The sequence below is a fragment of the Xanthomonas sp. DAR 80977 genome (assembly GCF_041240605.1).
Classification (GTDB): Bacteria; Pseudomonadota; Gammaproteobacteria; order Xanthomonadales; family Xanthomonadaceae; genus Xanthomonas_A; species Xanthomonas_A bundabergensis.
In genome coordinates, this window is record NZ_CP162487.1 from 5,134,913 (window position 1) to 5,158,128 (window position 23,216).

19 protein-coding genes and 3 pseudogenes are annotated in these 23,216 nt (G+C 69.1%); 9 read left to right on the plus strand and 13 right to left on the minus strand.

The genetic code is table 11. From position 1 onward, the window contains the following. Positions 1-134: 134 nt before the first annotated feature. On the plus strand, positions 135-1,043 hold the full coding sequence (locus AB3X10_RS21900; protein ID WP_369977522.1) for an alpha/beta hydrolase: 909 nt from the start codon (positions 135-137) through the stop codon (positions 1,041-1,043). Between the two features lie 33 nt (positions 1,044-1,076). Here the strand turns inward: AB3X10_RS21900 and AB3X10_RS21905 are convergent, their stop codons facing one another. After that, complete coding sequence (locus tag AB3X10_RS21905) at positions 1,077-1,862, minus strand: SIR2 family NAD-dependent protein deacylase (RefSeq protein WP_369977524.1); 786 nt, start codon at positions 1,860-1,862, stop codon at positions 1,077-1,079. A 177-nt stretch (positions 1,863-2,039) separates the two neighbouring features. Here AB3X10_RS21905 and AB3X10_RS21910 point away from each other — a divergent pair, with 177 nt between their 5' ends. After that, entirely contained in the window at positions 2,040-2,321 is a 282-nt protein-coding gene (locus AB3X10_RS21910; protein WP_369977526.1) for a hypothetical protein, read from the plus strand. 507 nt (positions 2,322-2,828) lie between these two features. On the opposite strand, the pseudogene AB3X10_RS21915 reads toward AB3X10_RS21910, so the two are convergent. From AB3X10_RS21915 to AB3X10_RS21935, 5 genes and pseudogenes are all read right to left on the minus strand, one after another. Then, positions 2,829-3,067, minus strand: a pseudogene (locus tag AB3X10_RS21915) (methylcrotonoyl-CoA carboxylase); the annotation flags it as partial. Positions 3,068-3,159: 92 nt separating this feature from the next. Beyond that, positions 3,160-3,591, minus strand: a complete 432-nt coding sequence (locus AB3X10_RS21920; RefSeq protein WP_145703847.1) for an organic hydroperoxide resistance protein — start codon at positions 3,589-3,591, stop codon at positions 3,160-3,162. 111 nt (positions 3,592-3,702) lie between these two features. After that, on the minus strand, positions 3,703-4,170 hold the full coding sequence (locus AB3X10_RS21925; protein ID WP_369977528.1) for a MarR family winged helix-turn-helix transcriptional regulator: 468 nt from the start codon (positions 4,168-4,170) through the stop codon (positions 3,703-3,705). Positions 4,171-4,566: 396 nt separating this feature from the next. Further along, positions 4,567-5,664 carry a cell division protein ZapE gene (gene zapE / locus AB3X10_RS21930; RefSeq protein ID WP_369977530.1) on the minus strand — a complete coding sequence of 366 codons (1,098 nt, stop codon included), beginning with the start codon at positions 5,662-5,664 and terminating at the stop codon, positions 4,567-4,569. A gap of 49 nt (positions 5,665-5,713) precedes the next feature. Continuing rightward, positions 5,714-6,379 carry an alpha/beta hydrolase gene (locus AB3X10_RS21935; protein ID WP_369977532.1) on the minus strand — a complete coding sequence of 222 codons (666 nt, stop codon included), beginning with the start codon at positions 6,377-6,379 and terminating at the stop codon, positions 5,714-5,716. A gap of 127 nt (positions 6,380-6,506) precedes the next feature. On the opposite strand from AB3X10_RS21935, the gene AB3X10_RS21940 reads away from it, so the two are divergent. Then, positions 6,507-7,325 carry an EamA/RhaT family transporter gene (locus AB3X10_RS21940; RefSeq protein WP_369981939.1) on the plus strand — a complete coding sequence of 273 codons (819 nt, stop codon included), beginning with the start codon at positions 6,507-6,509 and terminating at the stop codon, positions 7,323-7,325. Between the two features lie 138 nt (positions 7,326-7,463). Here the strand turns inward: AB3X10_RS21940 and AB3X10_RS21945 are convergent, their stop codons facing one another. Continuing rightward, positions 7,464-8,789 carry a GTP-binding protein gene (locus tag AB3X10_RS21945; protein WP_369977534.1) on the minus strand — a complete coding sequence of 442 codons (1,326 nt, stop codon included), beginning with the start codon at positions 8,787-8,789 and terminating at the stop codon, positions 7,464-7,466. Between the two features lie 63 nt (positions 8,790-8,852). Between AB3X10_RS21945 and AB3X10_RS21950 the strand changes: the two genes are divergently transcribed. Further along, entirely contained in the window at positions 8,853-9,233 is a 381-nt protein-coding gene (locus tag AB3X10_RS21950) for a MerC domain-containing protein (protein WP_369977536.1), read from the plus strand. A 193-nt stretch (positions 9,234-9,426) separates the two neighbouring features. On the opposite strand, the gene AB3X10_RS21955 is transcribed toward AB3X10_RS21950, so the two are convergent. The 3 genes from AB3X10_RS21955 to AB3X10_RS21965 form a co-directional block, all read right to left on the minus strand. Beyond that, entirely contained in the window at positions 9,427-11,157 is a 1,731-nt protein-coding gene (locus AB3X10_RS21955; protein ID WP_369977538.1) for an ExeM/NucH family extracellular endonuclease, read from the minus strand. Positions 11,158-11,249: 92 nt separating this feature from the next. After that, entirely contained in the window at positions 11,250-11,768 is a 519-nt protein-coding gene (locus AB3X10_RS21960) for a c-type cytochrome (RefSeq protein ID WP_369977541.1), read from the minus strand. Positions 11,769-12,036: 268 nt separating this feature from the next. Further along, positions 12,037-12,654, minus strand: a complete 618-nt coding sequence (locus AB3X10_RS21965) for a TetR/AcrR family transcriptional regulator (RefSeq protein ID WP_369977543.1) — start codon at positions 12,652-12,654, stop codon at positions 12,037-12,039. Between the two features lie 137 nt (positions 12,655-12,791). On the opposite strand from AB3X10_RS21965, the gene AB3X10_RS21970 reads away from it, so the two are divergent. The 5 genes and pseudogenes from AB3X10_RS21970 to AB3X10_RS21990 all read left to right on the plus strand — a co-directional run bounded on the left by AB3X10_RS21970 (position 12,792) and on the right by AB3X10_RS21990 (position 19,486). Next, positions 12,792-13,955 (plus strand): isovaleryl-CoA dehydrogenase, encoded by a 1,164-nt coding sequence (locus AB3X10_RS21970; protein ID WP_369977545.1) that lies wholly within the window; start codon positions 12,792-12,794, stop codon positions 13,953-13,955. Between the two features lie 113 nt (positions 13,956-14,068). Further along, positions 14,069-15,679, plus strand: a complete 1,611-nt coding sequence (locus tag AB3X10_RS21975; protein WP_369977547.1) for a carboxyl transferase domain-containing protein — start codon at positions 14,069-14,071, stop codon at positions 15,677-15,679. A gap of 893 nt (positions 15,680-16,572) precedes the next feature. Next, a pseudogene (locus AB3X10_RS21980) lies at positions 16,573-18,151 on the plus strand (acetyl-CoA carboxylase biotin carboxylase subunit); the annotation flags it as partial. Between the two features lie 143 nt (positions 18,152-18,294). After that, positions 18,295-18,561: pseudogene (locus tag AB3X10_RS21985) on the plus strand (acetyl-CoA carboxylase biotin carboxyl carrier protein subunit); the annotation flags it as partial. 157 nt (positions 18,562-18,718) lie between these two features. Continuing rightward, positions 18,719-19,486: a DUF6065 family protein gene (locus tag AB3X10_RS21990; protein WP_369977548.1), complete on the plus strand. Its 768-nt coding sequence runs from the start codon at positions 18,719-18,721 to the stop codon at positions 19,484-19,486. Between the two features lie 184 nt (positions 19,487-19,670). Here AB3X10_RS21990 and AB3X10_RS21995 read toward each other — a convergent pair whose 3' ends face one another. The 3 genes from AB3X10_RS21995 to AB3X10_RS22005 all read right to left on the minus strand — a co-directional run bounded on the left by AB3X10_RS21995 (position 19,671) and on the right by AB3X10_RS22005 (position 23,115). Further along, positions 19,671-20,105, minus strand: a complete 435-nt coding sequence (locus AB3X10_RS21995) for a hypothetical protein (RefSeq protein ID WP_369977550.1) — start codon at positions 20,103-20,105, stop codon at positions 19,671-19,673. 145 nt (positions 20,106-20,250) lie between these two features. Further along, complete coding sequence (locus AB3X10_RS22000) at positions 20,251-20,796, minus strand: excalibur calcium-binding domain-containing protein (protein WP_369977552.1); 546 nt, start codon at positions 20,794-20,796, stop codon at positions 20,251-20,253. Between the two features lie 894 nt (positions 20,797-21,690). Then, positions 21,691-23,115 (minus strand): RICIN domain-containing protein, encoded by a 1,425-nt coding sequence (locus AB3X10_RS22005; RefSeq protein ID WP_369977554.1) that lies wholly within the window; start codon positions 23,113-23,115, stop codon positions 21,691-21,693. Between the last annotated feature and the right edge of the window lie 101 nt (positions 23,116-23,216).

Sequence of the window (23,216 nt, forward strand, 5' to 3'; positions counted from 1 at the left end):
GCGGGCGCCGCGGCGACGGCGCAGGCAGCCGCTGCACCCGGGGACCCGCGGCGTCGCGCTCGCGCCGGAAACGGATCGATCCCGCGTCACCCCACCCCTCCCTCCCACGCCCCCGCTCTCGAAGGACTCCGCCGATGAACTCGCTCGCCCGTACCTTGCTTGGCGTGTCGCTGCTGCTGACCGGGCTGCACGCCGCCACGCTGCATGCGCAGGATGGCCGCCTGCGCGAACGCCTGCGTGCGCGGCTGGTGCAGTCGGCGTCCGCGCCGCGCGCGCCGCTGCCCGACGGCACGCGCGTGCTGCGCGATGTCGCCTACGGCGCCGATCCGGCGCAGCGCTTCGATGTCTACCTGCCCGCCAATGCGCGCAACGCGCCGCTGATCGTGATGGTGCACGGCGGCGGCTGGGCCAACGGCGACAAGGACAATCCCGGGGTCGCCGCCAATAAGGTCGCGCACTGGCTGCCGCAGGGCTACGCGCTGGTCTCGGTGAACTACCGCCTGCTGCCGCAGGCCACGCCGCTGCAGCAGGCCGGCGATGTCGCGCTCGCCGTGGCCAGGGTGCAGGCGCTAGCCGCCGGCTGGGGTGCCGACGGCACGCGGATGGTGCTGATGGGGCACTCGGCCGGCGCGCACCTGGTGGCGCTGCTGGACCTGTCGCCGACGCTGCTGGCGCGGGCCGGCGCGCGCGCGCCGCTGGGCACGGTGGCGCTGGACAGCGCGGCGATGGACGTGGAGCAGGTGATGCAGGAGCGGCACCTGCCGCTGTACGACCGTGCCTTCGGCAGCCGGCGCAGCGACTGGATCGCCGCCTCGCCGTACCACCAGATGGGCGCCGCCGCGCCGCCGCTGCTGGCGGTGTGCTCCAGCCGCCGCGCCGATGCCTGCGCGCAGGCCCGGCACCTGGCCGACAAGGCGGCGACGCGGCGGATCCGCGTCGAGGTGTTGCCGCAGGACCGCAGCCACGCCGAGATCAACCACGACCTGGGCCTGCCCTCGGCCTATACCGACGCGGTGGACGCATTCCTGCGTTCGTTGCGCTGAGCGCCCGCCTGGCGGGCGGGGCGCACGCGGAATTCAGCCCGCCGGCCAGCGCTGCAACAGCAGCGGCAAGGCCACCGCCGCGCTGTCGCGCCAGTGCAGGTCGGCGCGTGCGGACAGCGCGCTGGGCTCGGGATTGATCTCGACCACGTAGGCGCCGCGCTCCTTGGCGCGCAGCGGCAGTCCGGCGGCCGGATGGACCAGGCCGGAGCTGCCGATCACCAGCACCAGGTCGGCGGCATCGGCGGCGCTCTCGGCGCGCGCCCAGTCCGCGGCCGGCAGCGCCTCGCCGAACCAGACCACGCCCGGGCGCACCGCGCCGCCGCAGGCCGCGCAGACCGGCGGCGCCAGGCGCTGGGTCGGCGCCTGCACGTCGATCGGCGGCAGCAGGCCGTGCCAGGCCTGGCCGCAATCGCTGCAACGCAACGCCGACAGGCGCCCGTGCACGTGCGCGGCGACCTCGCTGCCGGCGCGCTGGTGCAGGTCGTCCACGTTCTGGGTCGCCAGGGTGGTGCTCTTCAGCCCGGCCAGGCGCACCAGCGCGTGGTGCCCGGCATGCGGCTGCGCCTGCGCGACGATCGCCATGCGCCAGCGGTACCAGCCCCAGACCAGCGCCGGGTCCGCCCGCCACGCCTCCTCGGTGGCCAGCTGCTGCGGATCGAAGCGCGCCCACAGGCTGTCGTCCTGGCCCCGGAAGGTCGGCACGCCGCTTTCGGCGGACATGCCGGCGCCGGTGAGGACCAGCAGGCGGCGCGCGCCCTGGATGAAGGCGGCAACGGTATCGGCGTTGTAGGCGGAGCTGAGGCCGGCAGGGCTGAGCATGGCATGCGCAAAAGTGATGACCTTCGCACTATCGCATTGACCCAGTTCCACCTCATTCTGCAGCACAGCAATACCGCCGGTGCCGCGGGTAAGGCAAGGGACGGCCCGGCACGAAGGCGATGCGATCGAGGTCGCAATAGCAAGCAGCCCACGGTAGCCATAGTCATCGCGTGAGTATTGCTGCTGCTGTTGCTGCTGTTGCTGTTGCTGTTGCTGTTGTTGTTGCTGTTGCTGTTGTTGCTGCTTTTGACTTACCGGGTTCCCTTCCGCAGCGGCGGCCATGGCGGGGAAAAACCCGAAGGGCGGCGCACATGGATGTGCGCCGTTCGCGGCAGGGGCAGGATGCCCCTTCCGCGAATCCCCGTCATGGACGCGGACCCGGAGCGCGCAGCGCGGAGGGCGCGAGGCAGGGCGCGCTTTCTTTTGGTTACTTTTCTTTGCGCGAGCAAAGAAAAGTGACCCGCCCTAAGGCGGAAGCCTTTGCTTTGGTCTTGATTTTGTAGGAGCGGCTTCAGCCGCGACCGCGACATGCCCGGGAGGCCCCGGTCGCGGCTGAAGCCGCTCCTACAGTGATTCGGCCGCTGCCACTGCAGCAAGTACAAGAGCAAAGCTTTCGCCTTGCGGCGAGTCACTTTTCTTTGCTTGTGCAAAGAAAAGTAACCAAAAGAAAGCACACCCCGCAGCGCGCCCTCCGCGCTGCGCGCTCCGGGTCCGCAGACCCAACGGGCATTTTCCGCCGGCACATCCATGTGCCGGCGGAAAACGACGCGCATCCTGCGCGTCGCCCTTCGGGTATTCGCCCGTTGGGTCTGCCGCGCTGAGGGGACCCGGTAGATCAAAAACAAAGCAAAAGCGACAGCAATAGCAACGGCAGAGGCAGAAGCAACAGCAACAGAGCTATCGGCCACGATCGGTGGGGTGGCCGACGACCGCCGCACCCTTGCACATCAGGGCGGTCGTGCCCGCTCACATCCGGAACACACCAAACCGGATCGGTCGGCGGCGCGTTCAGCGCCGCCGACAACCCAATTCCCAGCGACAACGCATGTCTGCGCCGGATCAATTGTGATGTCATCGCAAAACCGTACGCTCGCGTAGTACGGATGGCCTCGTTGTTCGAATTGTTCGCGGATCGGCGTCTTGAAGACAGTCTCGTTCTCGGCCGACCAATTGTCGCCCTCGCTCTCGACGACGTCGCAACGCATGCGCCATGCTGGCTCGGCCACTGCCGTACTGCAGACAGCAAAAACCCCGCCGCGCAGGGTGCGCGACGGGGTTTTCAGGCAAACGGCATCGATCAGTCGAGGACGACCAGGTTCACGTCGATGTTGCCGCGGGTCGCGTTGGAGTACGGGCAGACCTGGTGCGCCTTGTCGACCAGCGCCTGCAGCTCCTCGCGCGGCATGCCCGGCACGGCGATGCGCAGTTCCACCGCGATGCCGAAGCCGCCGGGGATCTGGCCGATGCCGACGCTGCCTTCGATGCTGACCTCGCCCGGCAGCTTCTGCTTGTCCTGCGCCGCCACCGCCTTCATCGCGCCGATGAAGCAGGCCGAATAGCCGGCCGCGAACAGTTGCTCCGGATTGGTGCCGTCGCCGCCGGCGCCGCCCAGTTCGCGCGGGGTGGACAGCTTCACGTCCAGCGCCTTGTCGGAGGACACGGCGCGGCCTTCGCGGCCGCCGGTGGCGGTGGCATGGGCGGTGTAGAGGATCTTTTCGGGTGAGGCCATGGTGGTTGCTCCTGGTGAGGCGCGTCGCGCCAGTTGATTGACAGCTATTTAATAGCACACTACTTAATTAACGAAACGTCATGGAAGCGCGTCAGCTCCGTGGCAACGGCGTCAGCCGCCGCCCAGGTTGCCGCGCAGGGTCTCCAATTGTTGCTTGAGCTGGCGCAGGTCCTGCAGCGAGCACGCCGCCGCGCAGAACACCTGCTCGGGCACCGCGCCGGCCTTGCCGCGCAGCGCGCGGCCGGCCGCGGTCAGGCGCACCACGACCTGGCGTTCGTCGTCGGCCGAGCGTTCGCGGGTGACCAGGCCGCCGGCCTGCAGCCGCTTCAGCAGCGGTGTCAGCGTGGCCGAATCCAGGAACAGGCGCTCGCCGATCGCGCCGACCGTGCGTGCGTCCTGCTCCCACAGCACCAGCATCACCAGGTACTGCGGATAGGTCAGGTCCAGGTCCTTCAGCAGGCCACGGTAGAGCTTGTGCATGGCCAGGTTGGCCGAGTACAGCGCGAAGCACAGCTGCTGGTCCAGCTGCAGCGCGGCGTCGCGGCTGGGGATCTCGGCAGGGGTGCGCTTCTTCGGCATGGCTGCAATTTACATAGTGCGCTATTTAATTGCAAGCACCTCGTTCTGCATGGATCGCAATGTCTACCGCATCGCGACCGATCGCCGGTCCGGTCATCCGGGCTCGCCCCCACAGGCAAGCCCGACGGCGCATCGGGCCTACCTGTCCTTGTGAGGGCACTGCACATGCTTGCCGGTTTACCGCTTCGCTCGTCGGGACTGAAGTCGCTCCCACAGGAAGCATCGCGATGCTCCAGGCATTCCGGCCCTTGTGGGAGGGACTTCAGTCCCGACTGCACCGTGCCGGCGGTGCCGGCGTTTCGTTCGTCGCGGCTGAAGCCACTCCTGCAGAGGCCTGACGGCACATGGGCGTTCGCCCTTGCAGCGGAGGCTGCTACCGCGGTGGCGCCACCGCGCTCAGGCGCGGTGCGCGGTGGCCAGGTACTCGGCGCTCTGCATCTCGATCAGGCGCGAGGCGGTGCGTTCGAACGCGCCGGCCAGGCGCTCGCCGCTGTACAGCTGCGGCGGCGGGTCCTGCGCGGTGCACACCAGGTTGACCTGGCGGTCGTACAGCTCGTCGATCAGGTTGACGAAGCGCCGCGCCGCGTCCTCGTTCATGCGGTCGAAGTGCGGGATGCCGCCGAGCAGCACGGTGTTGAACTCGCGCGCGATCTCGATGTAGTCGGCCGGCCCGCGCGGACCTTCGCACAGCGCGGCGAAATCGAACCAGGCGATGCTCTTGCCACGGCCGCGCACCGGGATCTTGCGCGCCTCGATGACGATGTTGCCGCTGCGCGCGGGTTCGTTGCCGCTGAGTTCGCCCCAACGCCCGCCCAGCCATGCGTCGGACTGCGCATCCAGCGGCGCGCGGTACACCGGCGAGCGGGTCAGCGCGCGCATGCGGTAGTCCTCGGTGCCTTCGGCGTACAGCTCCACGCAGTACTTCTGCAGCAGCGCGATCGCCGGCAGGAAGCTCTCGCGCTGCAGGCCGTTGAGGTACAGGTTCTGCGGCGCGGTGTTGGAGGTGGTGACCAGGGTCACGCCCTCGGCGAACAGCCGCTCCAGCAGCCGCGCCAGCAGCATCGCATCGCCGATGTCGGTGACGAAGAACTCGTCCAGCACCAGCACGCGCAGCTGGGTGCGCCACTCCTGCGCGATCTTGGCCAGCGGGTCGCTCTGCCCGGCGTGCTCGCGCAGGCGCTCGTGCACGCCGCGCATGAAGCGGTGGAAATGGGTGCGGTACTTCTGCTCGATCGGCAGGCCGTCGTAGAACAAGTCGACCAGGAAGGTCTTGCCGCGGCCCACGCCACCCCAGAAGTACAGGCCGCGCACCGGCTCGGGCTTCTTCCAGAACGCGGCCAGGCGATCCAGCCAGCCGTCCTGGTCGCCGTCCACGATCGCCTCGTGGATGCGGTCCAGCTCGGCCAGCGCGGCGTGCTGCGCCGGATCGTCGCGCCAGTCGCCGCGCGCCACGCCGGCGGCGTAGCGTTGCGAGGGGGGGACGGCGGCGCTCATCGGCAAGGATCCGCGCTGCGGCATGCGCCATCCTGCCGCCGCACCGCACTCACGCCTGCTGCGCCGGCAACCATGCCTTGACCTCGTGCTGCAAGGCGCCGCGCAGGTCGATCAGCTTGCGGTGGAAGAAATGGCTGGTGTCGGGCATGCGCACCAGCTGCGGCTGCTGTTCCAGCGTCTCCAGCCAGTCGTACACGGCCTGCGGGTCGACGATCTCGTCGGCGTCGCCCTGGATCACCAGCCACTGCGGCGGCGGTTCCACGCCGGCGAAGTCCCAGCGCCCGGCCGGCGGCGCGATCGACACCAGCGCCTGCGGCTGCAGCGCGGCGCTGGCGCGCAGCGACACGTAGGCGCCGAAGCTGAAGCCGGCCAGCCACAGCGCGTCGTGCGGGCGCTGCGCGCGGACCCAGGCGGCCACCGCGGCCAGGTCCTGCTGTTCGCCGTCGCCATGGTCGAAGCTGCCGGCGGAGGCGCCGACGCTGCGGAAATTGAAGCGCACCACCTGCACGCCGAGCTCGCGCAGCGCGCGCGCGACCATCGTCACCACCTTGTTGTGCATGGTGCCGCCCTCGGTGGACAGCGGGTGGCAGACGATCGCGGTGACCGGCACGGCGGCCACGTCGGCATCGGGGAGATCGACCGCGGCCTCGATCGGGCCGGCGGGGCCGTCCAGCGTCAACGCGCCGGATTCGGTGGGGAAAGCGGGAGAGGTCATGCGCTCATAATACCGGGGCTGGGTGCAGGCCACATGCCGGCCATGCGCACGCAGCGTTCTCTTCCCCGAAGGATTCCCGCGCGTGGCGTTCGTTTTGCTGAGTGTGCTGTGCAGCGTGCTGGTCTCGATGCTGCTGAAGCTGGCGCCGCGCCGGCGCATCGACCTGGCCCAGGCGGTGACCTGGAACTACCTGGCGGCGGCGCTGCTGTGCGCGGCGCTGCTGCAACCGCCGCTGGCCACGCTGCGCGGCGCGCAGGCGCCGTGGACCGAACTACTCGGCCTGGCGGTGCTGCTGCCGACGCTGTTCCTGGTGCTGGGCCGCGCGGTGGCGCTGGCCGGCATCGTGCGCACCGACGCGGCGCAGCGGCTATCGCTGCTGCTGTCGCTGGCGGCGGCGTTCGCGCTGTTCGGCGAGCGCGCCAACGGCTACAAGCTGGCCGGGCTGGCGCTGGGCCTGCTGGCCATCGCCGGCATCGTGCACCGGCCGGGGCCGGCCCCGGCCGGCGCGGCGCGCGCGGCGCCATGGCTGCTGCTGGTGTGGGCCGGCTTCGCCCTGATCGACGTGCTGCTCAAGCGCATCGCCCAGGCCGGCACGCCGTTCGCCGCGTCGCTGCTGGTCGCCTTCGCGATCGCCTTCGTGCTGCTGCTCGGCGTGCAGCTGTGGCGGCATGTGCGCGGCAGCGCGCCGCTGGCCTGGCGCAATCTCGGTGCCGGCCTGCTGCTGGGCGCGTTCAACTTCGGCAACATCGCGTTCTACGTGCGCGCGCACCAGGCGCTGCCGGACAGCCCGGCGGTGGTGTTCGCGGCGATGAACCTGGGGGTGATCGTGCTGGGCGCGCTGCTCGGGGTGCTGGCGTTCGGCGAGAAGACCAGCGTCTGGAACCGCGCCGGGCTGGGGCTGGCGTTGCTGGCGATCGTGCTGATCGCGGTGGGTGCGCGCGGTTAGTGGGGCCGTGGGCGGCGTGGGGTTGTGTCGCGGCTTCAGCCGCGACGAGCGCAGCGCGGAGCCATCCGCCCTGGATCGGTGTCCGGGCGAAGGCTTCCCCCACGCCCGGCCCGAAACGTCGATGTCATCGCCAACGATTCAGCGCCGCCACAGCGGGAACGGATCGGCCAGCGCCTGCCAGGCCACCGGCCCGCGCCCCAGTTCCGCGTCGTCGAGCAGGCAGGCGTCCAGTTCGGCGCGCACCCGCGCCTCGTCCAGATCGACGCCGATCACCGCCAGTTCCTGGCGGCGGTCGCCCCACAACGGATGCCACAGCGCGCGCAGCGCCGCGTATTCGCGCGCGTCGCCGACGTCCTCGGCGCGCGGCGGCGGCGCGCTCCAGCACGCGCTGTGCTGGCGCTGCCAGCCCAGCTCGGTATACGGCAGCGGCCGCGGCGGCAACGGCAGCGGCGTGTCCAGCAGGCCCTGCTCGACGCGTTCGCGCGCGGCGTACCAGAAGCCAGCGGCCTGGGTCTGGGTGGCCGCGCCGGCGATCGACAGCTCGCCGACCCAGTCCATGCGGCTGGCCAGCCAGAAGAAGCCCTTGCTGCGCACCACGTCGCGCAGGCCGTTCTGCGCCAGCCGCGCGAAGCGCAACGGATGGAACGGGCGCCGCGCGCGGTAGACGAAGCTGCCGATGCCGAACTGCTCGGTTTCCGGCGCGTGCTCGCCGCGCAATGCCTGCATCCAGCCCGGCGCCAGTTGCGCGCGCACGAAGTCGAAACGGCCGGTGTCCAGCACCAGGTCCAGCGGCACGTCGCCGTGGCTGGCCTCGACGATGTGCGCGTCGCGGTTGAGTGCGCGCAGGACCGCGCGGGTGCGCGCCAGCGTGGCCGGGGTGGCCAGGTCGCACTTGCCGATCACGATCACGTCGGCGAACTCGATCTGCTCCACCAGCAGGTTGACCAGCCCGCGCTCGTCGTCGGCGCCGGCCTGCAGGCCGCGCTCGGCCAGCCGTTCGGCCGAGCCGAAATCGCGCAGGAAGCTCACTCCGTCGACCACGGTGAGCATGGTATCCAGCCGCGCCACGTCGGCCAGGCTGCGACCGTGCTCGTCGCGCACCGCGAACGTGGCGGCGACCGGCATCGGCTCGGAAATGCCGGTGGATTCGATCAGCAGGTAATCGTAGCGGCCGCTGTCGGCCAGGCGCTGCACCTCCTGGCGCAAGTCGTCGCGCAGCGTGCAGCAGATGCAGCCGTTGCTGAACTCGACCAGGGTCTCCTCGGTACGGCTGAGCGCGGCGCCGCCGTCGCGGATCAGCGCGGCGTCGATGTTGATCTCGCTCATGTCGTTGACGATCACCGCCACGCGGCGGCCGTCGCGGTTGCGCAGCACGCGGTTGAGCAAGGTGGTCTTGCCGGCGCCGAGGAAGCCGGACAGGACGGTGACGGGAAGGCGGCGGTCGAGCACGGCGGGCAGTGGCATGGCGGCTTGGACGTGGCGGGAGAAATGTTACTATATAACACTTCAATGCCGGAGTCGCCGCCCATGAAATCCCTGCCCCAGCCGTTCTTCGATGCCTCCGCCGTGCTGCTGTCCGGGCTGTGCCTGCTGCACTGCCTGGCGCTGCCGCTGCTGGCCGCGGCCCTGCCCCTGTTCGGCGTGTGGGCGCAGGCCGAATGGGTGCATGCGCTGTTCGTGGCGATCGCGCTGCCCTTGGCCGGGCTGGCGCTGTGGCGCGCGCAGCGGCAGCGCCCGCTGCCGTTGCCGCTGTGGACGATGGCCGTGCTGGGCCTGTGCGGCTTGCTGGCCGGCGCGGTCGGATTCCCCAGCGCGCAGGCCGAAACCCCGGTCACGGTGCTCGGCAGCCTGCTGCTGGCGAGCGCGCACCTGTGGAACTGGCGCCGCAGTGGGCATCGCCACGGCTAGCCGGGATTGGGAATTCGGGATTCGGGATTGGCAAAAGCGCAGATCGCAGCCTGCGGTTCGCCCACCCCAATCCCGACTGTTCAACAGCCGAGTGGCTGGTCACCCCGCTCTTGCCGAACGTAGATCGTAAAACCGACCGCCCGCGACCCTGCGCTTCAACGAATCCCCAATCCCGAATCCCCAATCCCCGCTCTCAAAGCTCAAAGCCAAGCAGCAGAGGATCGTGATCGGAGCTGCGCCACGGGCCGGGCAGGTTGCGCTCGCGGTAGCCGTCGGCGTCGGGCGAATCGGCGTTGACGTGCCATTCGGCGGCGCCGCGCAGCAGCGGCGCCAGCGCCGGGCTCAGCAGGGCGTGGTCGAGGCGGCCGCTGAGGCCGCGGTAGACGAAGCTGTAGGGCTGCTCGACGTGCGCCTCGGCCAGCGCATCGCGCCAGCCGGCGTCGCGCAGCAGGCGCAGCGGGTCTTCCATCGCGTAGGCATTGAAGTCGCCGAGCAGCACGCTGGCGTGGCTGCCGCTGCCGGTGGGATCGGTGCGCAGCCAGGCGTCCAGGCGCCGCGCCGACTCGGTGCGGGTGGCGTTCCAGCAGCCCTGGCCGTCGCCGCGGTCGGCATCGTCCGCGACCGCGTCGCCGCAGCCCTTGGACTTGAAGTGGTTGGCGACGACCACGAACGGCTGCCCGTTGCCGCGCCGGAACGCCTGCGCCAGCGGCACCCGGCTGTGCGCGGCGAACGGACCGCCTTCCAGCACCGCCGGCTTGCCGACCGGGCTGACCCGCGAGGCGCGGTAGATCAGCCCGACCCGGATCGGGTTGTCGCCCGGGCCGCGCCCGGCATCGACGAAGCGCCAGTCGCCGCCGTCGCCGGCGTTGAGCGCGGCCACCAGCGTGGCGATCGCCGAGGTCGGCCCGTAGCCGTCGTTCTCCAGTTCCATCAGCGCGGCGACATCGGCCTGCAACGGGCGGATGGTGGCGACCAGCTTGGCCAGCTGCGCCTGGAACTCGGCCGCGCTGCGCGCGCCGCGCAGGGTCGGGAAGCCGCCGCCGCGGCCGTCGCCGTTGAAGAAGTTCTCCAGGTTGAACGCGGCCACGCGCACGCTGCCGGCGACCTGCGGCGGCGCCGGTGCCGGCGGCGGGGTCAGCTGCAACGGCGCAGTGGGATACAGCCGCGCCGCGCCCTCGACCACGCCGCCGACGATGCCTTCCACGCCCTGCAGCGTCGCGCCGGCGCGCGGCGCGGCGGCCGCCTCGCTGGTGCCCAGGTAGGCGGGCAGGGTGTCGGGCGCATGCGCCGCGGTCTCGCCCAGGCGCAGCAGGCGCCGCGCGTTGTCGGCCACCGCCGCGGCCTGCTCGGCGCTGCCCGGCGCGGCGATCTCGCTGGGTTGCCACAGACGCCCGCCGAAGGCGACGCCGAGTTCGCCGGCCTTGGCCAGCGCGTCGGTATCGACCACGGTCAGCGGCGCGTCGATGCGCACGCGCATGCCGGCCAGCGCCGACCAGTCGGCCGGCGCGGCGTCGAGCACCTGCAGCGGCAGCGGCTGCGCGCGCGCCAGCACGGTGTGCCCGGCCTCGCGCACGCTGCGCCCGGCGAACGGCGTGCCGGCCGAGGCCAGGCTCGGCGCGCGCCGCGGCGCCAGTTCGCCCCACACCCGCACCCGGTCGCCCGGAACCAGCGTGGCCTCGGCGTCGCCCTGCACCAGCAGCGCGTCGGCGGTGAGCGGATCGCCGTCGCCGGCGTCCTGCACCAGGTAGCCGGCGCCGCCGGCCTGCACGCGCGCGGTGACCACGCCTTCGAACACCACGCCCTGCGGCGCGGTATCGGACGGCCGCAACTGCCCGATCGGGACCAGCTGCGGCGGCGTCAACGCATGCGCGGCGGGCGCGCCGGCGATCAGCAACAACGACAACATCGGGGGCAGCACGCGCATGCGATCACTCTCCTTAGCTCGCCGGCACGCGGCCGGCATCGAACACGAAAGCGCCGCCCGGAGGCGGCGCTGGAACCCGCAGGATGCGCAGATTACTTCAGGTTGGACAGCATCCAGTCGACCGTGGCATGGACCTGTGCCTCGCTGAGCGCCGGATTGCCGCCCTTGGGCGGCATGATCCCGCCGTCGGGGCCGGTGTAGCCCTCGATCGCGTGCTTGTACAGCGTGTCCTTGCCTTGCGCGATGCGCGCGTCCCAGTGCGAATGGTCCAGGGTCGGCGCCTTGCCGACGCCGGTGGTGTGGCAGGCGGTGCACAGGTTGTCGAAGATCACCTTGCCGTCGGTGGTGCCGCCGTAGGCGACCTGAGCCGAGGCCTTGGCCAGCGCCGCCGCCTGCGCGGCGGCCTGCGCCGCGGCGCCGGTGCTGCCGGCATAGACCGCGCCCGCCGGCGCGATGCGTTCCTCGGTGCGCTTGAGCGCGACCGGCGAGACCTCCGGCGGGATCGCGCCGTGCAGGTAGGCCGCGAACGCGATCAGCCCCAGCGTGATGACGGCCAGCAGGCCGATCACCAACGAGAACCGCTTGAGAAATTCGAGGTCGTAATTCCGCACATCACACCCCTTTGGCACGTGGTGACCGGACCACCGCTACGCGGCCGAGTATAGCCAGCGTTTGCCGCGCACGGCAGCCCGGCGGCGCAGCCAATCGCAGACGATGCGTGCTGCATCGCAACAGTTTTGCCGCGTTCGGGAGGGCGCCGTCGGCAATGCGGCTGTTTCCCTGGGCTAGCGGTCACAGCCGGTGGCGACTGCAGCGCTGCGCCGCCGCCAAGCCTTGCACGCGGCCGAGTCGCCGCCAACGCGCCGCTGCGCAAGCGCCCTATCCCGCCTGCGTGCTGCCGACCGCGCGCAGGCAGAAGCCGCACACCGCCTCGACCAGGCGTTCGCTGTCGCGCGGGCCGTCGCGGCTGGGCGCGGTCGGCCCGACCAGGGCTTCGGTATAGGCGCCGACCAGGCAGGCCGCGGCCGCGTCCAGATCCTGCGCCGGGAATTCGCCCGCGGCCACGCCGTCGGCGAGGATGCCCTTGAACAGATCGCCGAACAGGCGCCGGCAGCGGATGCGTTCGGCGTCCACTTCCGGCTCCACCGGTTCGGCGATGAAGGCGTAGGCCAGTCCCGGCCCGGCCAGCGCGCGGCGCACGAACGAGGCGATCGCTGCGCGCAGGCGCTGCGCCGCCGGCGCCGGTTCGGCGGCGATGCCGTGCAGGATCGCCAGCTCGTGGTCCACCGCCGCGGTCAGCACTTCCACGAACAGCTCGGCCTTGGACGGGAAGTGGCGGTAGATCAACCCGGTGGACACCCCCGCCTCGGCCGCCACCGCGGTCACCGGCGCGCCGCGGAAGCCGCCGGCGGCGACCAGCCGCCGCGCCGCCAGCAGGATCCGCTGGCGGTTGCCGGCGAGGCGTTCTTCCATCAGGGCGGAGCGTTTGTAGGCCATGGGGTGATTCTATGTTCAATTAATGAATTATTGTTCACTTCTTCGCCGTTCCCGGCTACGCTGGCGTCCATTCCCCGGCGCCGCCTGGATTCTAGGCGCCCCATCCGCCGCACGCCCGCTTCCGGAGCCCGCCCGCCATGCTGATGCCGTCGTTGAATTTCGAACTGGGGGAGGACATCGACCTGCTGCGCGACACGGTGGCCGCCTTCGCCGCGCGCGAGATCGCGCCGCTGGCCGAACAGGCCGACCGCGACAACGCGTTCCCGGCGCCGCTGTGGCGCAAGCTCGGCGAGCAGGGCCTGCTCGGGCTGACCGTGGAGGAGGATTACGGCGGCAGCGCGATGGGCTACCTGGCGCACGTGGTGGCGATGGAGGAGATCTCGCGCGCGTCCGGCGCCATCGGCCTGTCCTACGGCGCGCATTCGAACCTGTGCGTGAACCAGCTGCGCAAGAACGGCAGCGACGCGCAGAAGGCGCGCTACCTGCCCCGGCTGTGCAGCGGCGAGCACGTTGGCGCGCTGGCGATGAGCGAACCGGGCGCCGGCTCGGACGTGGTGTCGATGAAGCTGCGCGCCGAACTGCGCGGCGACCGCTACGTGCTCAACGGCAACAAGATGTGGATCACCAACGGCCCCGACGCCGACGTGCTGGTGGTCTACGCCAAGACCGACCCGGCCGGCGGCGCGCGCGGCATCACCGCGTTCCTGGTCGAGAAGGGCATGCCCGGCTTCAGCACCGCGCAGAAGCTGGACAAGCTCGGCATGCGCGGCTCCAACACCTGCGAGCTGGTGTTCCAGGACTGCGAGGTGCCGGTGGAGAACGTGCTGGGCAGCGTCGGCGGCGGCGTGCGCGTGCTGATGTCGGGCCTGGACTACGAACGGCTGGTGCTGTCCGGCGGCCCGCTGGGGCTGATGGCCGCGGCGATGGACGTGGTGATGCCGTACGTGCACGAGCGCCGCCAGTTCGGCGAGGCGATCGGCAGCTTCCAGCTGATGCAGGGCAAGCTGGCCGACATGTACGTGGGCCTCAACGCCTGCCGCGCCTACGTGTATGCGGTGGCGCGCGCCTGCGACGCCGGCCGCACCACCCGCCAGGACGCGGCCGGCGCGATCCTGTACGCCGCCGAGAAGGCGACCTGGCTGACCGGCCAGGCGATCCAGGTGCTGGGCGGCAACGGCTACATCAACGACTACCCGACCGGGCGCCTGTGGCGCGACGCCAAGCTGTACGAGATCGGCGCCGGCACCTCGGAGATCCGCCGCATGCTGATCGGCCGCGAGCTGTTCGAGCGGACCAAGTGATGCGATGCGCCTCGTGTAGGAGCGGCTTCAGCCGCGACACGCTCCCGGTAACGCGTCGCGGCTGAAGCCGCTCCTACACGCACTCCCTTTTCCTCTTTTTCGATGGCCCTGCCATGAGCGTGATCCAGACCCAGTTGCAACCCGGCAGCGACGCCTTCGCCGCCAACGCCGCGGCACTGCGCGCGGTGGTCGACGACCTGCAGCAGACCCAGGCGCGCATCGCCCAGGGCGGCAGCGACGCCGCACGCGCCAAGCACCAGGCGCGCGGCAAGCTGCTGGCGCGCGAGCGCATCGACGCATTGCTCGATCCCGGCAGCGCCTTCCTGGAGATCGCCCCGCTCGCCGCGCTGGGCCTGTACGCCGACGAGGTGCCGTGCGCCGGGGTGGTCGCCGGCATCGGTCGCGTGTCCGGCGTGGAATGCGTGATCGTCGCCAACGACGCCACGGTCAAGGGCGGCACCTATTACCCGATGACGGTGAAGAAGCATCTGCGCGCACAGGAGATCGCGCAGCAGAACCGGCTGCCGTGCATCTACCTGGTCGATTCCGGCGGCGCGTTCCTGCCGCTGCAGGACGAGGTGTTCCCGGACCGCGACCATTTCGGCCGCATCTTCTACAACCAGGCCAACCTGTCGGCGCAGGGCATCGCCCAGATCGCCTGCGTGATGGGCTCGTGCACCGCCGGCGGCGCCTACGTGCCGGCGATGAGCGACGAGACGGTGATCGTGCGCGAACAGGGCACCATCTTCCTCGGCGGCCCGCCGCTGGTGAAGGCGGCCACCGGCGAGGAGGTCAGCGCCGAGGACTTGGGCGGTGCCGACGTGCACACGCGCATCTCCGGCGTGGCCGACCATTTCGCCGACAACGACCTGCAGGCGCTGGCGCGGGTACGCGCGATCGTGGCCCAGCTCAACTGGCGCAAGCCCGCGCCCGCCCTGGCGCTGCGCGCGCCGGAGCCGCCGCTGTACCCGGCCGAGGAGCTGTACGGGGTGATCCCGGCCGATCCGCGCAAGCCGTTCGACGTGCGCGAGGTGATCGCGCGGGTGGTCGACGGTTCGCGCCTGGACGAGTTCAAGGCGCGCTACGGCACCACCCTGGTCACCGGCTTCGCCCACCTGCACGGCTATCCGGTCGGCATCGTCGCCAACAACGGCATCCTGTTCTCCGAGTCGGCGCTGAAGGGCGCGCATTTCATCGAACTGTGCGCACAGCGCGGCATCCCGCTGGTGTTCCTGCAGAACATCACCGGCTTCATGGTCGGACGCAAGTACGAGCACGGCGGCATCGCCAAGGACGGGGCCAAGCTGGTGATGGCGGTGGCCTGCGCGAAGGTGCCCAAGTTCACCGTGGTGATCGGCGGTTCGTTCGGCGCCGGCAACTACGGCATGTGCGGCCGTGCGTATTCGCCGAATTTCCTGTGGATGTGGCCGAACGCGCGGATCGGGGTGATGGGCGGGGAGCAGGCGGCGAGCGTGCTGGCGACGGTGCGCCGCGACGGCATCGAGTCCAAGGGCGGCAGTTGGTCGGCTGAGGACGAAGTCACCTTCAAGACGCCGATCCGCGAACAGTTCGAACGCCAGGGCCATCCGTACTACGCGAGCGCGCGGTTGTGGGACGACGGGATCCTCGATCCGGCGCAGACGCGGCGGGTGTTGGGGCTAGGGCTGTCGGCGGCGTTGAACGCGCCAGCGGAGCCGACCCGGTTCGGGGTGTTCCGGATGTGAGCGGGCGCGATCGTCCTGCTCTGCACGCGCGGCGGTCGTTGGCCGTCCCACCGACCGTGGCTGCCAGCTCCGCTGTTACTGTTGCTTCTGCTGTTGCTTCTGCTGCTGCCTTTGCTGTCGCGTTTGCTTTGCTTTTGATCTACCGGGCCCCCTCGGCGCGGCAGACCCGGCGGGCGAATACCCGAAGGGCGGCGCGCAGGATGCGCGACGTTTTTCGCTGGCACATGGATGTGCCATCGAAAAATGCCCGTCGGGGCTGCGGACCTGGAGCGCGCAGCGCGGAAGGCGCGCTGCGGGGTGTGCTTTCTTTTGGTTACTTTTCTTTGCACAAGCAAAGAAAAGTGACTCGCCGCAAGGCGAAAGCTTTGCTCTTGCACTTGCTGCAGTTGCGGCGGCCGAATCACTGTAGGAGCGGCTTCAGCCGCGACCGGGGCCTCCCGGGCATGCCTCGGTCGCGGCTGAAGCCGCTCCTACAAAATCAAGACCAAAGCAAAAGCTTCCGCCTTAGGGCGGGTCACTTTTCTTTGCTCGCGCAAAGAAAAGTAACCAAAAGAAAGCGCGCCCTGCCTTGCGCCCTCCGCGCTACGCGCTCCGGGTCCGCGTCCATGTCGGGGATTCGCGGAAGGGGCATCCTGCCCCTGCCGCGAACGGCGCACATCCATGTGCGCCGCCCTTCGGGTTTTTCCCCGCCATGGCCGCCGCTGCGGAAGGGAACCCGGTAAGTCAAAAGCAATGGCAACAGCAATAGCCAAAGCAACTGCAACAGCCAAAGCCAAAGCCAAAGCCAAAGCCAAAGCCAAAGCAACGGTAATGGTAATGGCAACTGCAACTGCACAAGCGACACACGACACCCCTTCTCCAGGCAACTGACCATGGCCACGCCCGACCTGCCGATGTTCGACAAGATCCTGATCGCCAATCGCGGCGAGATCGCCTGCCGCGTGATCGCCACCTGCCGCAAACTCGGCATCGCCAGCGTCGCCGTCTACTCCGATGCCGACCGCGACGCCCGCCACGTGCGCCTGGCCGACGAGGCGATCCACATCGGCGCCGCACCCGCGCGCGACAGCTACCTGCGCGGCGAGCGCATCCTCGACGCCGCACAGGCCAGCGGCGCACAAGCCATCCATCCCGGCTACGGCTTCCTCTCCGAGAACGCCGACTTCGCCGACGCCTGCGCCGCGCGCGGCATCGCGTTCATCGGGCCGCCGCCGGCGGCGATCCGCGCCATGGGCGACAAGAGCGCGGCCAAGGCGCTGATGCACGCCGCCGGCGTGCCGCTGACCCCCGGCTACCACGGCGAGCGCCAGGAGCCGGAGTTCCTGCGCGAACAAGCCGACGCCATCGGCTATCCGGTGCTGATCAAGGCCAGCGCCGGCGGCGGCGGCAAGGGCATGCGCCGGGTCGATCGCAGCGAGGAGTTCGTCGCCGCGCTGGCCGCCTGCCAGCGCGAAGCGCAGGCCGCGTTCGGCAACGCCCACGTGCTGGTGGAGAAATACGTGCTGCGGCCGCGGCATATCGAGATCCAGGTGTTCGGCGATACGCATGGCGAACTGGCCTACCTGTTCGAACGCGATTGCTCGGTGCAGCGCCGCCACCAGAAGGTGCTGGAAGAAGCGCCGGCGCCGGGCATGAGCGCCGAACGCCGCGCGGCGATGGGCCAGGCCGCGGTGGAAGCCGCGCGCGCGGTCGGCTACGTCGGCGCCGGCACGGTGGAGTTCATCGTCGCGCCCGACGGCGCGTTCTACTTCATGGAAATGAACACGCGGCTGCAGGTGGAGCACCCGGTCACCGAGTGCATCACCGGTACCGACCTGGTCGAGTGGCAGCTGCGCGTGGCCGCCGGCCAGCCGCTGCCCAGGCGCCAGCACGAACTGGCGATCCGCGGGCATGCGCTGGAGGCGCGGCTGTACGCCGAGGACCCGGCGCGCGGCTTCCTGCCCTCGACCGGCACGCTGCAACACCTGCGCCTGCCGGCGGCGGACGCGCACACCCGCGTCGATGCCGGCGTCGAACAGGGCGACGTCATCGGCCCGCACTACGACCCGATGATCGCCAAGCTGATCGTCTGGGACGAGACCCGCGAACGCGCGCTGCGGCGCATGCAGGCGGCGCTGGCCGCGTGCCAGGTGGTCGGCGTGGCGACCAACGCCGCGTTCCTGCAGCGCCTGGTCGGCACCGCGGCATTCGCGCAGGCCGATCTGGATACCGCACTGATCGAGCGCGAGCACGCGGCACTGTTCGAGCAAGCGCCCAGCACCGACGAGTCGAGCTGGAGCCTGGCCGCACTGGCCTGGCTGCTGCACGACCGCCGCGACGCCGCGCAGCCGGGCGATCCGCAGTCGCCCTGGGACCTGCGCGACGGCTGGCGCCTGGGCGCGCCTGCGCCGCGCAACCTCACCCTGCAGCATGGCGAGGCACGCCGCACGCTGCGCGCGACCGCCACCGAGAGCGGCTGGCGCGTCCACGACAGCGCCACCGGCACGACCCTGCTCGCCGCCGGCAGCCTGCACGACGGCCGCCTGCAGGCCCGGCTCGATGCGCAGCGCGTGCAGGCCGACGCGGTGTTCGCCGTCACCCGCCTGCATCTGTTCGTCGATGGCCAGGCGCAGTTGTTCGACCTGCACGATCCCGTCGCCGAGGCCGACCAGCCGATCGCCGAGGCCGGCGGGTTGACCGCGCCGATGCCCGGCCGCGTCGTCGCACTGCTGGTCGCGCCCGGCACGCGCGTGGCGCGCGGCACGCCGCTGCTGGTGCTGGAGGCGATGAAGATGGAGCACACCTTGCAGGCCCCCGCCGATGGCGTGGTGCACGGCTACCGCGTGCGCGAGGCCGAGCTGGTCGGCGACGGCGTGGCGCTGCTGGATTTCGAGGCGGACTGAGCGCACTGCCTCGCGCCGGGCATCGCGCGCGGCCGCGACCGCGCGCGATCGCCTTCCGCCAAGCGCAGCGCGGACCGGCCATGGTTCCGCCGCCGCGGTCGCCATGCCGACGCCGACGCGTCACACTCGGCGTACACCCCCAGCCGCTGCCGTCACCATGAAACTCACCGCCCACGTTCTCGACGGCCACACCCTCGACGTGCGCCCGGCGCCGCGCGAGCGGCCGTGGATGGACCGCACCGACCAGCGCTACGCCTACCGCTGCCTGCCGCTGGACATCGCCAACGCGCACGGCTGGGAGCTGCTGTGCCAGAGCGGGTTCGAGGCCGAGTGGAGCGGCGGCAATGCGCTCGACGCCATCCGCATTCATGCCGACGCCGGCAGCCACGCGCCGGCGGTCAGCCATTTCGGCTACGGCGTGCTCACCTTCCACGTGCCCTGCCTGTTCCGCACCGAACCGGGCGTGGACCTGTACGTGACCGCGCCGGTCAACCGGCCCAAGGACGGCATCGCCGGGCTGACCGGCCTGATCGAGACCGACTGGAGTCCCTACACCTTCACCATGAACTGGCAGTTCACCCGCCCCGGACGGGTGCGCTTCGACGCCGGCGAACCGTTCTGCCACTTCTTCCCGGTGCAGCGGCGGGTGCTGGCCGAGACCGAGCCGCGCTGGCAGCCGCTGTCGCAGACCCCGGAACTGGAGCGCGACTACCAGGCCTGGATGCGCAGCCGCGGCCAGTTCCTGCACGACCTGGAACAGGCCGATCCGGCGGCCCAACGCGAAGGCTGGCAGCGCAGCTATTTCCGCGGGCCGGCGCCGGGGCAGTGCCCGGCCGGCGTCGAGCATCGGGTCAAGCTGCGGCTGGCGCCGTTCACCCGCGCGCAGCCCGAGGATCCACCGCCGAGCCCGCCGGCGTCCGAATGACGCCACGCACGAAGCGGCGCGGCGGAAGCGTCCAGCGGCGCGGCGCTCGGCGCCGATGCCGTCCTGGCGACGCAGGCCGGACACCTGGAACAGGACCGGCGCAAGGCCGGTCGAAACGTCCAGCGGGAACAGCGGTCCCTTGCCGCATGACCACAGCGGGTGACGAACGGTCGCGGCGAATCGGCTAGTCGGCGTCGGCGTCGGCGTCGGCGTGGACGAGCGTGAGCGCGCCCCGGCCATCCGGCCACCAGACTTCGCCCAGCTCGGAACTGGCATCGAAGAAGCCCACGCCGTGCTTGGCGGCCAGGCCATACACGGTTGCGTACGCGTCCTGCGCCTGCGACCAGGCGAATGCCGCATAGATGAGCGAACGGCCGACGCTGTAGTCGGTGGCGCGCCCAGGCGCTGCGTCGATGTCGTCCACGGCCAGCGGGCCGTTCATCGGCGGAAACGCCGCGATCATGTCCAGGAACCATGCGCGCAGCGGCGCCGCGCTCACTGCCGGATCGTCGTAGCCATGCTCCTCGTTCCATTCGGTCTGGGTGTCGTACCAGGCCAGGAACTGCGCGCGCAGTCGCGGTGCCGCCTCCACGTCGAACACCGCAAGGTCGTAGCTCATCCCATCTCCCTGATCGTGGCACGGACGCCGGAGTCGCCACGGCAAGTGTGTGGGCGTGCAAACGTAGGCGTCAATGCCGCTGGCCGGATAGGCGTACGGCACCACAGGCACGCATCCTCGCAGCACATGCCGCGTCCGTCGTGCGCTAGTGACACCACTGCCGTTCGCACGGCACGCCGTCGTGGTTGCCGTCCATCTGCACGCCGGGGCAGTTGCGCAGGAAATAGGTCGCCTCCTCGCACGAGGTCATCTGCGCGCAGTGGGTGCGTCCGTCGCACTGGAAGTTCGGCCGGGGCGGCGTCGCCAGCGTTGCCGCGGTCGGCGCCACCACGCCCGGTTCCGGCCTGGTGGCCAAGCGCGGGGCGATCTGCCAATACGCGTAGACGCCGATCCCGAGCACCAGCAGCACCGCCAGCACGCGGCCGAATACGCTGCGCCGCGGCGCGTCGGCGGCGGCATGGCGCGCATGCCTGGCCGGCGCGCGCCCCGGACGCATCACCCGCACCGCGCGTGGGCGTCCTTCCGCGTCCTGTTCCAGATCGAACGAAATCAACTCGCCGAGCCGCGGACGCACCCCGTCGCGCGGAAACGCCGCGATGTGCACGAACACCTCGGCATCGCCATGCGCCGAGCGCACGAAGCCGAAGCCCCGCGCCTCGTCCCACTTGATCAACGTTCCGTGCGTGCGCATGGGACCACCGGAAAGGCGGGAACTGGCAAACCGTCACTGCAGGCAACGGCAAGAACGCAGCACAGCGGCCATGCCGATGGCGGCGGGCCCCGGACACAACCGAGCGCCGTGCGCCAACGCCCATCCCCCGCAGCGCCGGATGCCGCAAGCCTGACACCGACCGCGACCCAGCGCCAGCAGGTGGGGCCGGCATGCCATGCCGGCCATCGCCGTGCGCCCTTGCGTCGGCCTCGGGCATGCCTGGCGCGGGAAGCGCAGCAAGCCCTGCCTCCCACCGTCCATACGCGATCGTATTCACGAACGACGTTGCGGCGCGCGTCACAGCGCCCACGCGACTGCACAGATGTCTACTCATTGCGTCGGGGCGATCGACTAGAGTCGGGACCGTCGAGCAAGGCGAGGGGTCGCGCGATGCACGCGCGCCCGCGCACGACGCGTCGTCTGGCACCCGCGCGGCAGCGTCATCGCCCGCCCTGCAGCATTCGTCCCCCGATGCTGCCTGCCACGCCGATGTGTTTCCTTTGCGCTCGACGCCGTTGTAGCGCCATGGAAAACATGCCGGGCGGGGCACCGTGCTCCGCCCGGCATGCGGCTGTTCGGAAGCGGGACGGTGATGTGCTGCCTGACCGCCTTGCAACGCCCAGATTCACGACATCCCCTAGGCGCGTCCGCACCTCCAACCTCCGGGCCAACCGACCTCAGAACAAGGAGGTATCTGCCTCAATTGCTATTCCATATTCCAACTGCATGGTCATCTTCAGCAGCGGACAACCGTTTTCAACTGAACGTGAGATGTTAAAGAAAATCATTGGATAACGAGCCAATCAGTCGGCAGCACCATCATCGCTACCCGGAGACGTAAAAATCAACTAGACCATGCGTGCACGAGGAAAACTAAATTCGATCAAAAATCCACACCTGGTTCGCGGTTTCAAAACATTCCCACTGCTGTAAGGGAATTTGACTGGACGTGGCACTCGGGCCTCCCCGAACGTCCAGGCACTTGCCGCTATGATTGGCTATTATCTTATACTCACCAGCGCCGATGGAAGTGATTCGCCATGTCTGGTTGGTAGCGTTTGCGCCCAGGCATGTATAAATCTGGGCATCCGCACCATTAGTCAAAGAAGATTCCTTGACATCCATGCATTGGGTTGATCCGGCAATAGAGAGATACCTATCTTCGCCTGCGCCGCGATAATTGAGCACCCAGCGTTGATCTACGCTTCCCGAACAGTCTTTCTGTACCAAAGCAGCCCCGCTCGATACTCCGCCGCCCTGCGTGGAGACACACCTGCTTGAATTCTTGCTGCGGATGCGGAACTGCTTTCCTGCGTTTAACTTCACCTTGATTGCATTGAAAAAATACCATCCATCCATATTTCCTGGAGTAGAGTCGACCGAATGCAATTTCGTGTTCGGCTCGATTGTGAAGGATCTTGCCATGTACTCGTCGGTCGAGGAAAATTCATTCCAGCTGCGGATGAGCAGAAAATCACGATTTGATGTGGCATCTACCTGCCGGGAGAACTGCGCCACGTCTCTCTTCCCCCATGCCGGCGAATACAACGAAGCAATTCCGGCTTCCGTGGCATCACATCCATAGTCGCACGCAAAAGGCCATATCTCATTTGAGAAAGGCCGATAATCGAAATTATTATAAGCTGCCAGTGTAAATCTAACAGTGAAATAGTCACGAACTCGCACACTACTCCCGTTCACCTCAACCAGAGGATTCCACTGATCAGCAGTCGGAATAAGTGCGCCGGGACCATTGAAATATGGCGTTGTGTCATTTTCGCTCGCATACACATTTGAGCCGCCGTTCAGATAGACCAGCAACAATGGCTTCTCTTTATATGTGACAAAACGGCCAGGATTAGCTTCGTTCAGCCGCGCGATTTCTTCGATATGCCTTTTGACATGATCATTATAGGTAAAAACTTCCACGTTCTTTGTGCCACCATGGCACGCAGACGCCCAACACGTGAGCGATATTTGGAATGTTACTTGTATCTTCTCTGTAGCATATGCTCCCAAGCCATAGATAACATTCTTCGCCGATTGGAAAATATTGTTTTCGGCAGGGTCCATCACCTTGGACAGATTCGTTTCATCGAGAATGATGAAATCCACACCCATGTCATGCAGAAGGGACGCGTGCAACCCGGCTACGTATGGATCATCGGAGCTGTAACAGGTGGAGGTCGTTAACGGGACCACGGAACCGTTGGCGAAACCGAAAGGACCCGCTGTTGCATTGCTCCATCCTGTTCCACTGCATCCAAGAGATGGACCGTTGTTGTCGAACCAAGTCATGTAATGAATGCCGACCTTTGGCGAAGCGTACAATTCTCGATTTGCAAAAAAGCTGGAAAAAAGCAACAAAGTAAAAAACATAGTCCTTATCTTCACAACCC

Coding starts and splice junctions, on each gene's coding strand:
- AB3X10_RS21900 (WP_369977522.1), top strand. CDS start 135: ATGAACTCGCTCGCCCGTACCTTGCTTGGCGTGTCGCTGCTGCTGACC.
- AB3X10_RS21905 (WP_369977524.1), bottom strand. CDS start 1,862: ATGCTCAGCCCTGCCGGCCTCAGCTCCGCCTACAACGCCGATACCGTT.
- AB3X10_RS21920 (WP_145703847.1), bottom strand. CDS start 3,591: ATGGCCTCACCCGAAAAGATCCTCTACACCGCCCATGCCACCGCCACC.
- AB3X10_RS21925 (WP_369977528.1), bottom strand. CDS start 4,170: ATGCCGAAGAAGCGCACCCCTGCCGAGATCCCCAGCCGCGACGCCGCG.
- zapE (WP_369977530.1), bottom strand. CDS start 5,664: ATGAGCGCCGCCGTCCCCCCCTCGCAACGCTACGCCGCCGGCGTGGCG.
- AB3X10_RS21935 (WP_369977532.1), bottom strand. CDS start 6,379: ATGACCTCTCCCGCTTTCCCCACCGAATCCGGCGCGTTGACGCTGGAC.
- AB3X10_RS21940 (WP_369981939.1), top strand. CDS start 6,507: ATGCTGCTGAAGCTGGCGCCGCGCCGGCGCATCGACCTGGCCCAGGCG.
- AB3X10_RS21945 (WP_369977534.1), bottom strand. CDS start 8,789: ATGCCACTGCCCGCCGTGCTCGACCGCCGCCTTCCCGTCACCGTCCTG.
- AB3X10_RS21950 (WP_369977536.1), top strand. CDS start 8,853: ATGAAATCCCTGCCCCAGCCGTTCTTCGATGCCTCCGCCGTGCTGCTG.
- AB3X10_RS21955 (WP_369977538.1), bottom strand. CDS start 11,157: ATGCGCGTGCTGCCCCCGATGTTGTCGTTGTTGCTGATCGCCGGCGCG.
- AB3X10_RS21965 (WP_369977543.1), bottom strand. CDS start 12,654: ATGGCCTACAAACGCTCCGCCCTGATGGAAGAACGCCTCGCCGGCAAC.
- AB3X10_RS21970 (WP_369977545.1), top strand. CDS start 12,792: ATGCTGATGCCGTCGTTGAATTTCGAACTGGGGGAGGACATCGACCTG.
- AB3X10_RS21975 (WP_369977547.1), top strand. CDS start 14,069: ATGAGCGTGATCCAGACCCAGTTGCAACCCGGCAGCGACGCCTTCGCC.
- AB3X10_RS21990 (WP_369977548.1), top strand. CDS start 18,719: ATGAAACTCACCGCCCACGTTCTCGACGGCCACACCCTCGACGTGCGC.
- AB3X10_RS21995 (WP_369977550.1), bottom strand. CDS start 20,105: ATGAGCTACGACCTTGCGGTGTTCGACGTGGAGGCGGCACCGCGACTG.
- AB3X10_RS22000 (WP_369977552.1), bottom strand. CDS start 20,796: ATGCGCACGCACGGAACGTTGATCAAGTGGGACGAGGCGCGGGGCTTC.
- AB3X10_RS22005 (WP_369977554.1), bottom strand. CDS start 23,115: ATGACTTGGTTCGACAACAACGGTCCATCTCTTGGATGCAGTGGAACA.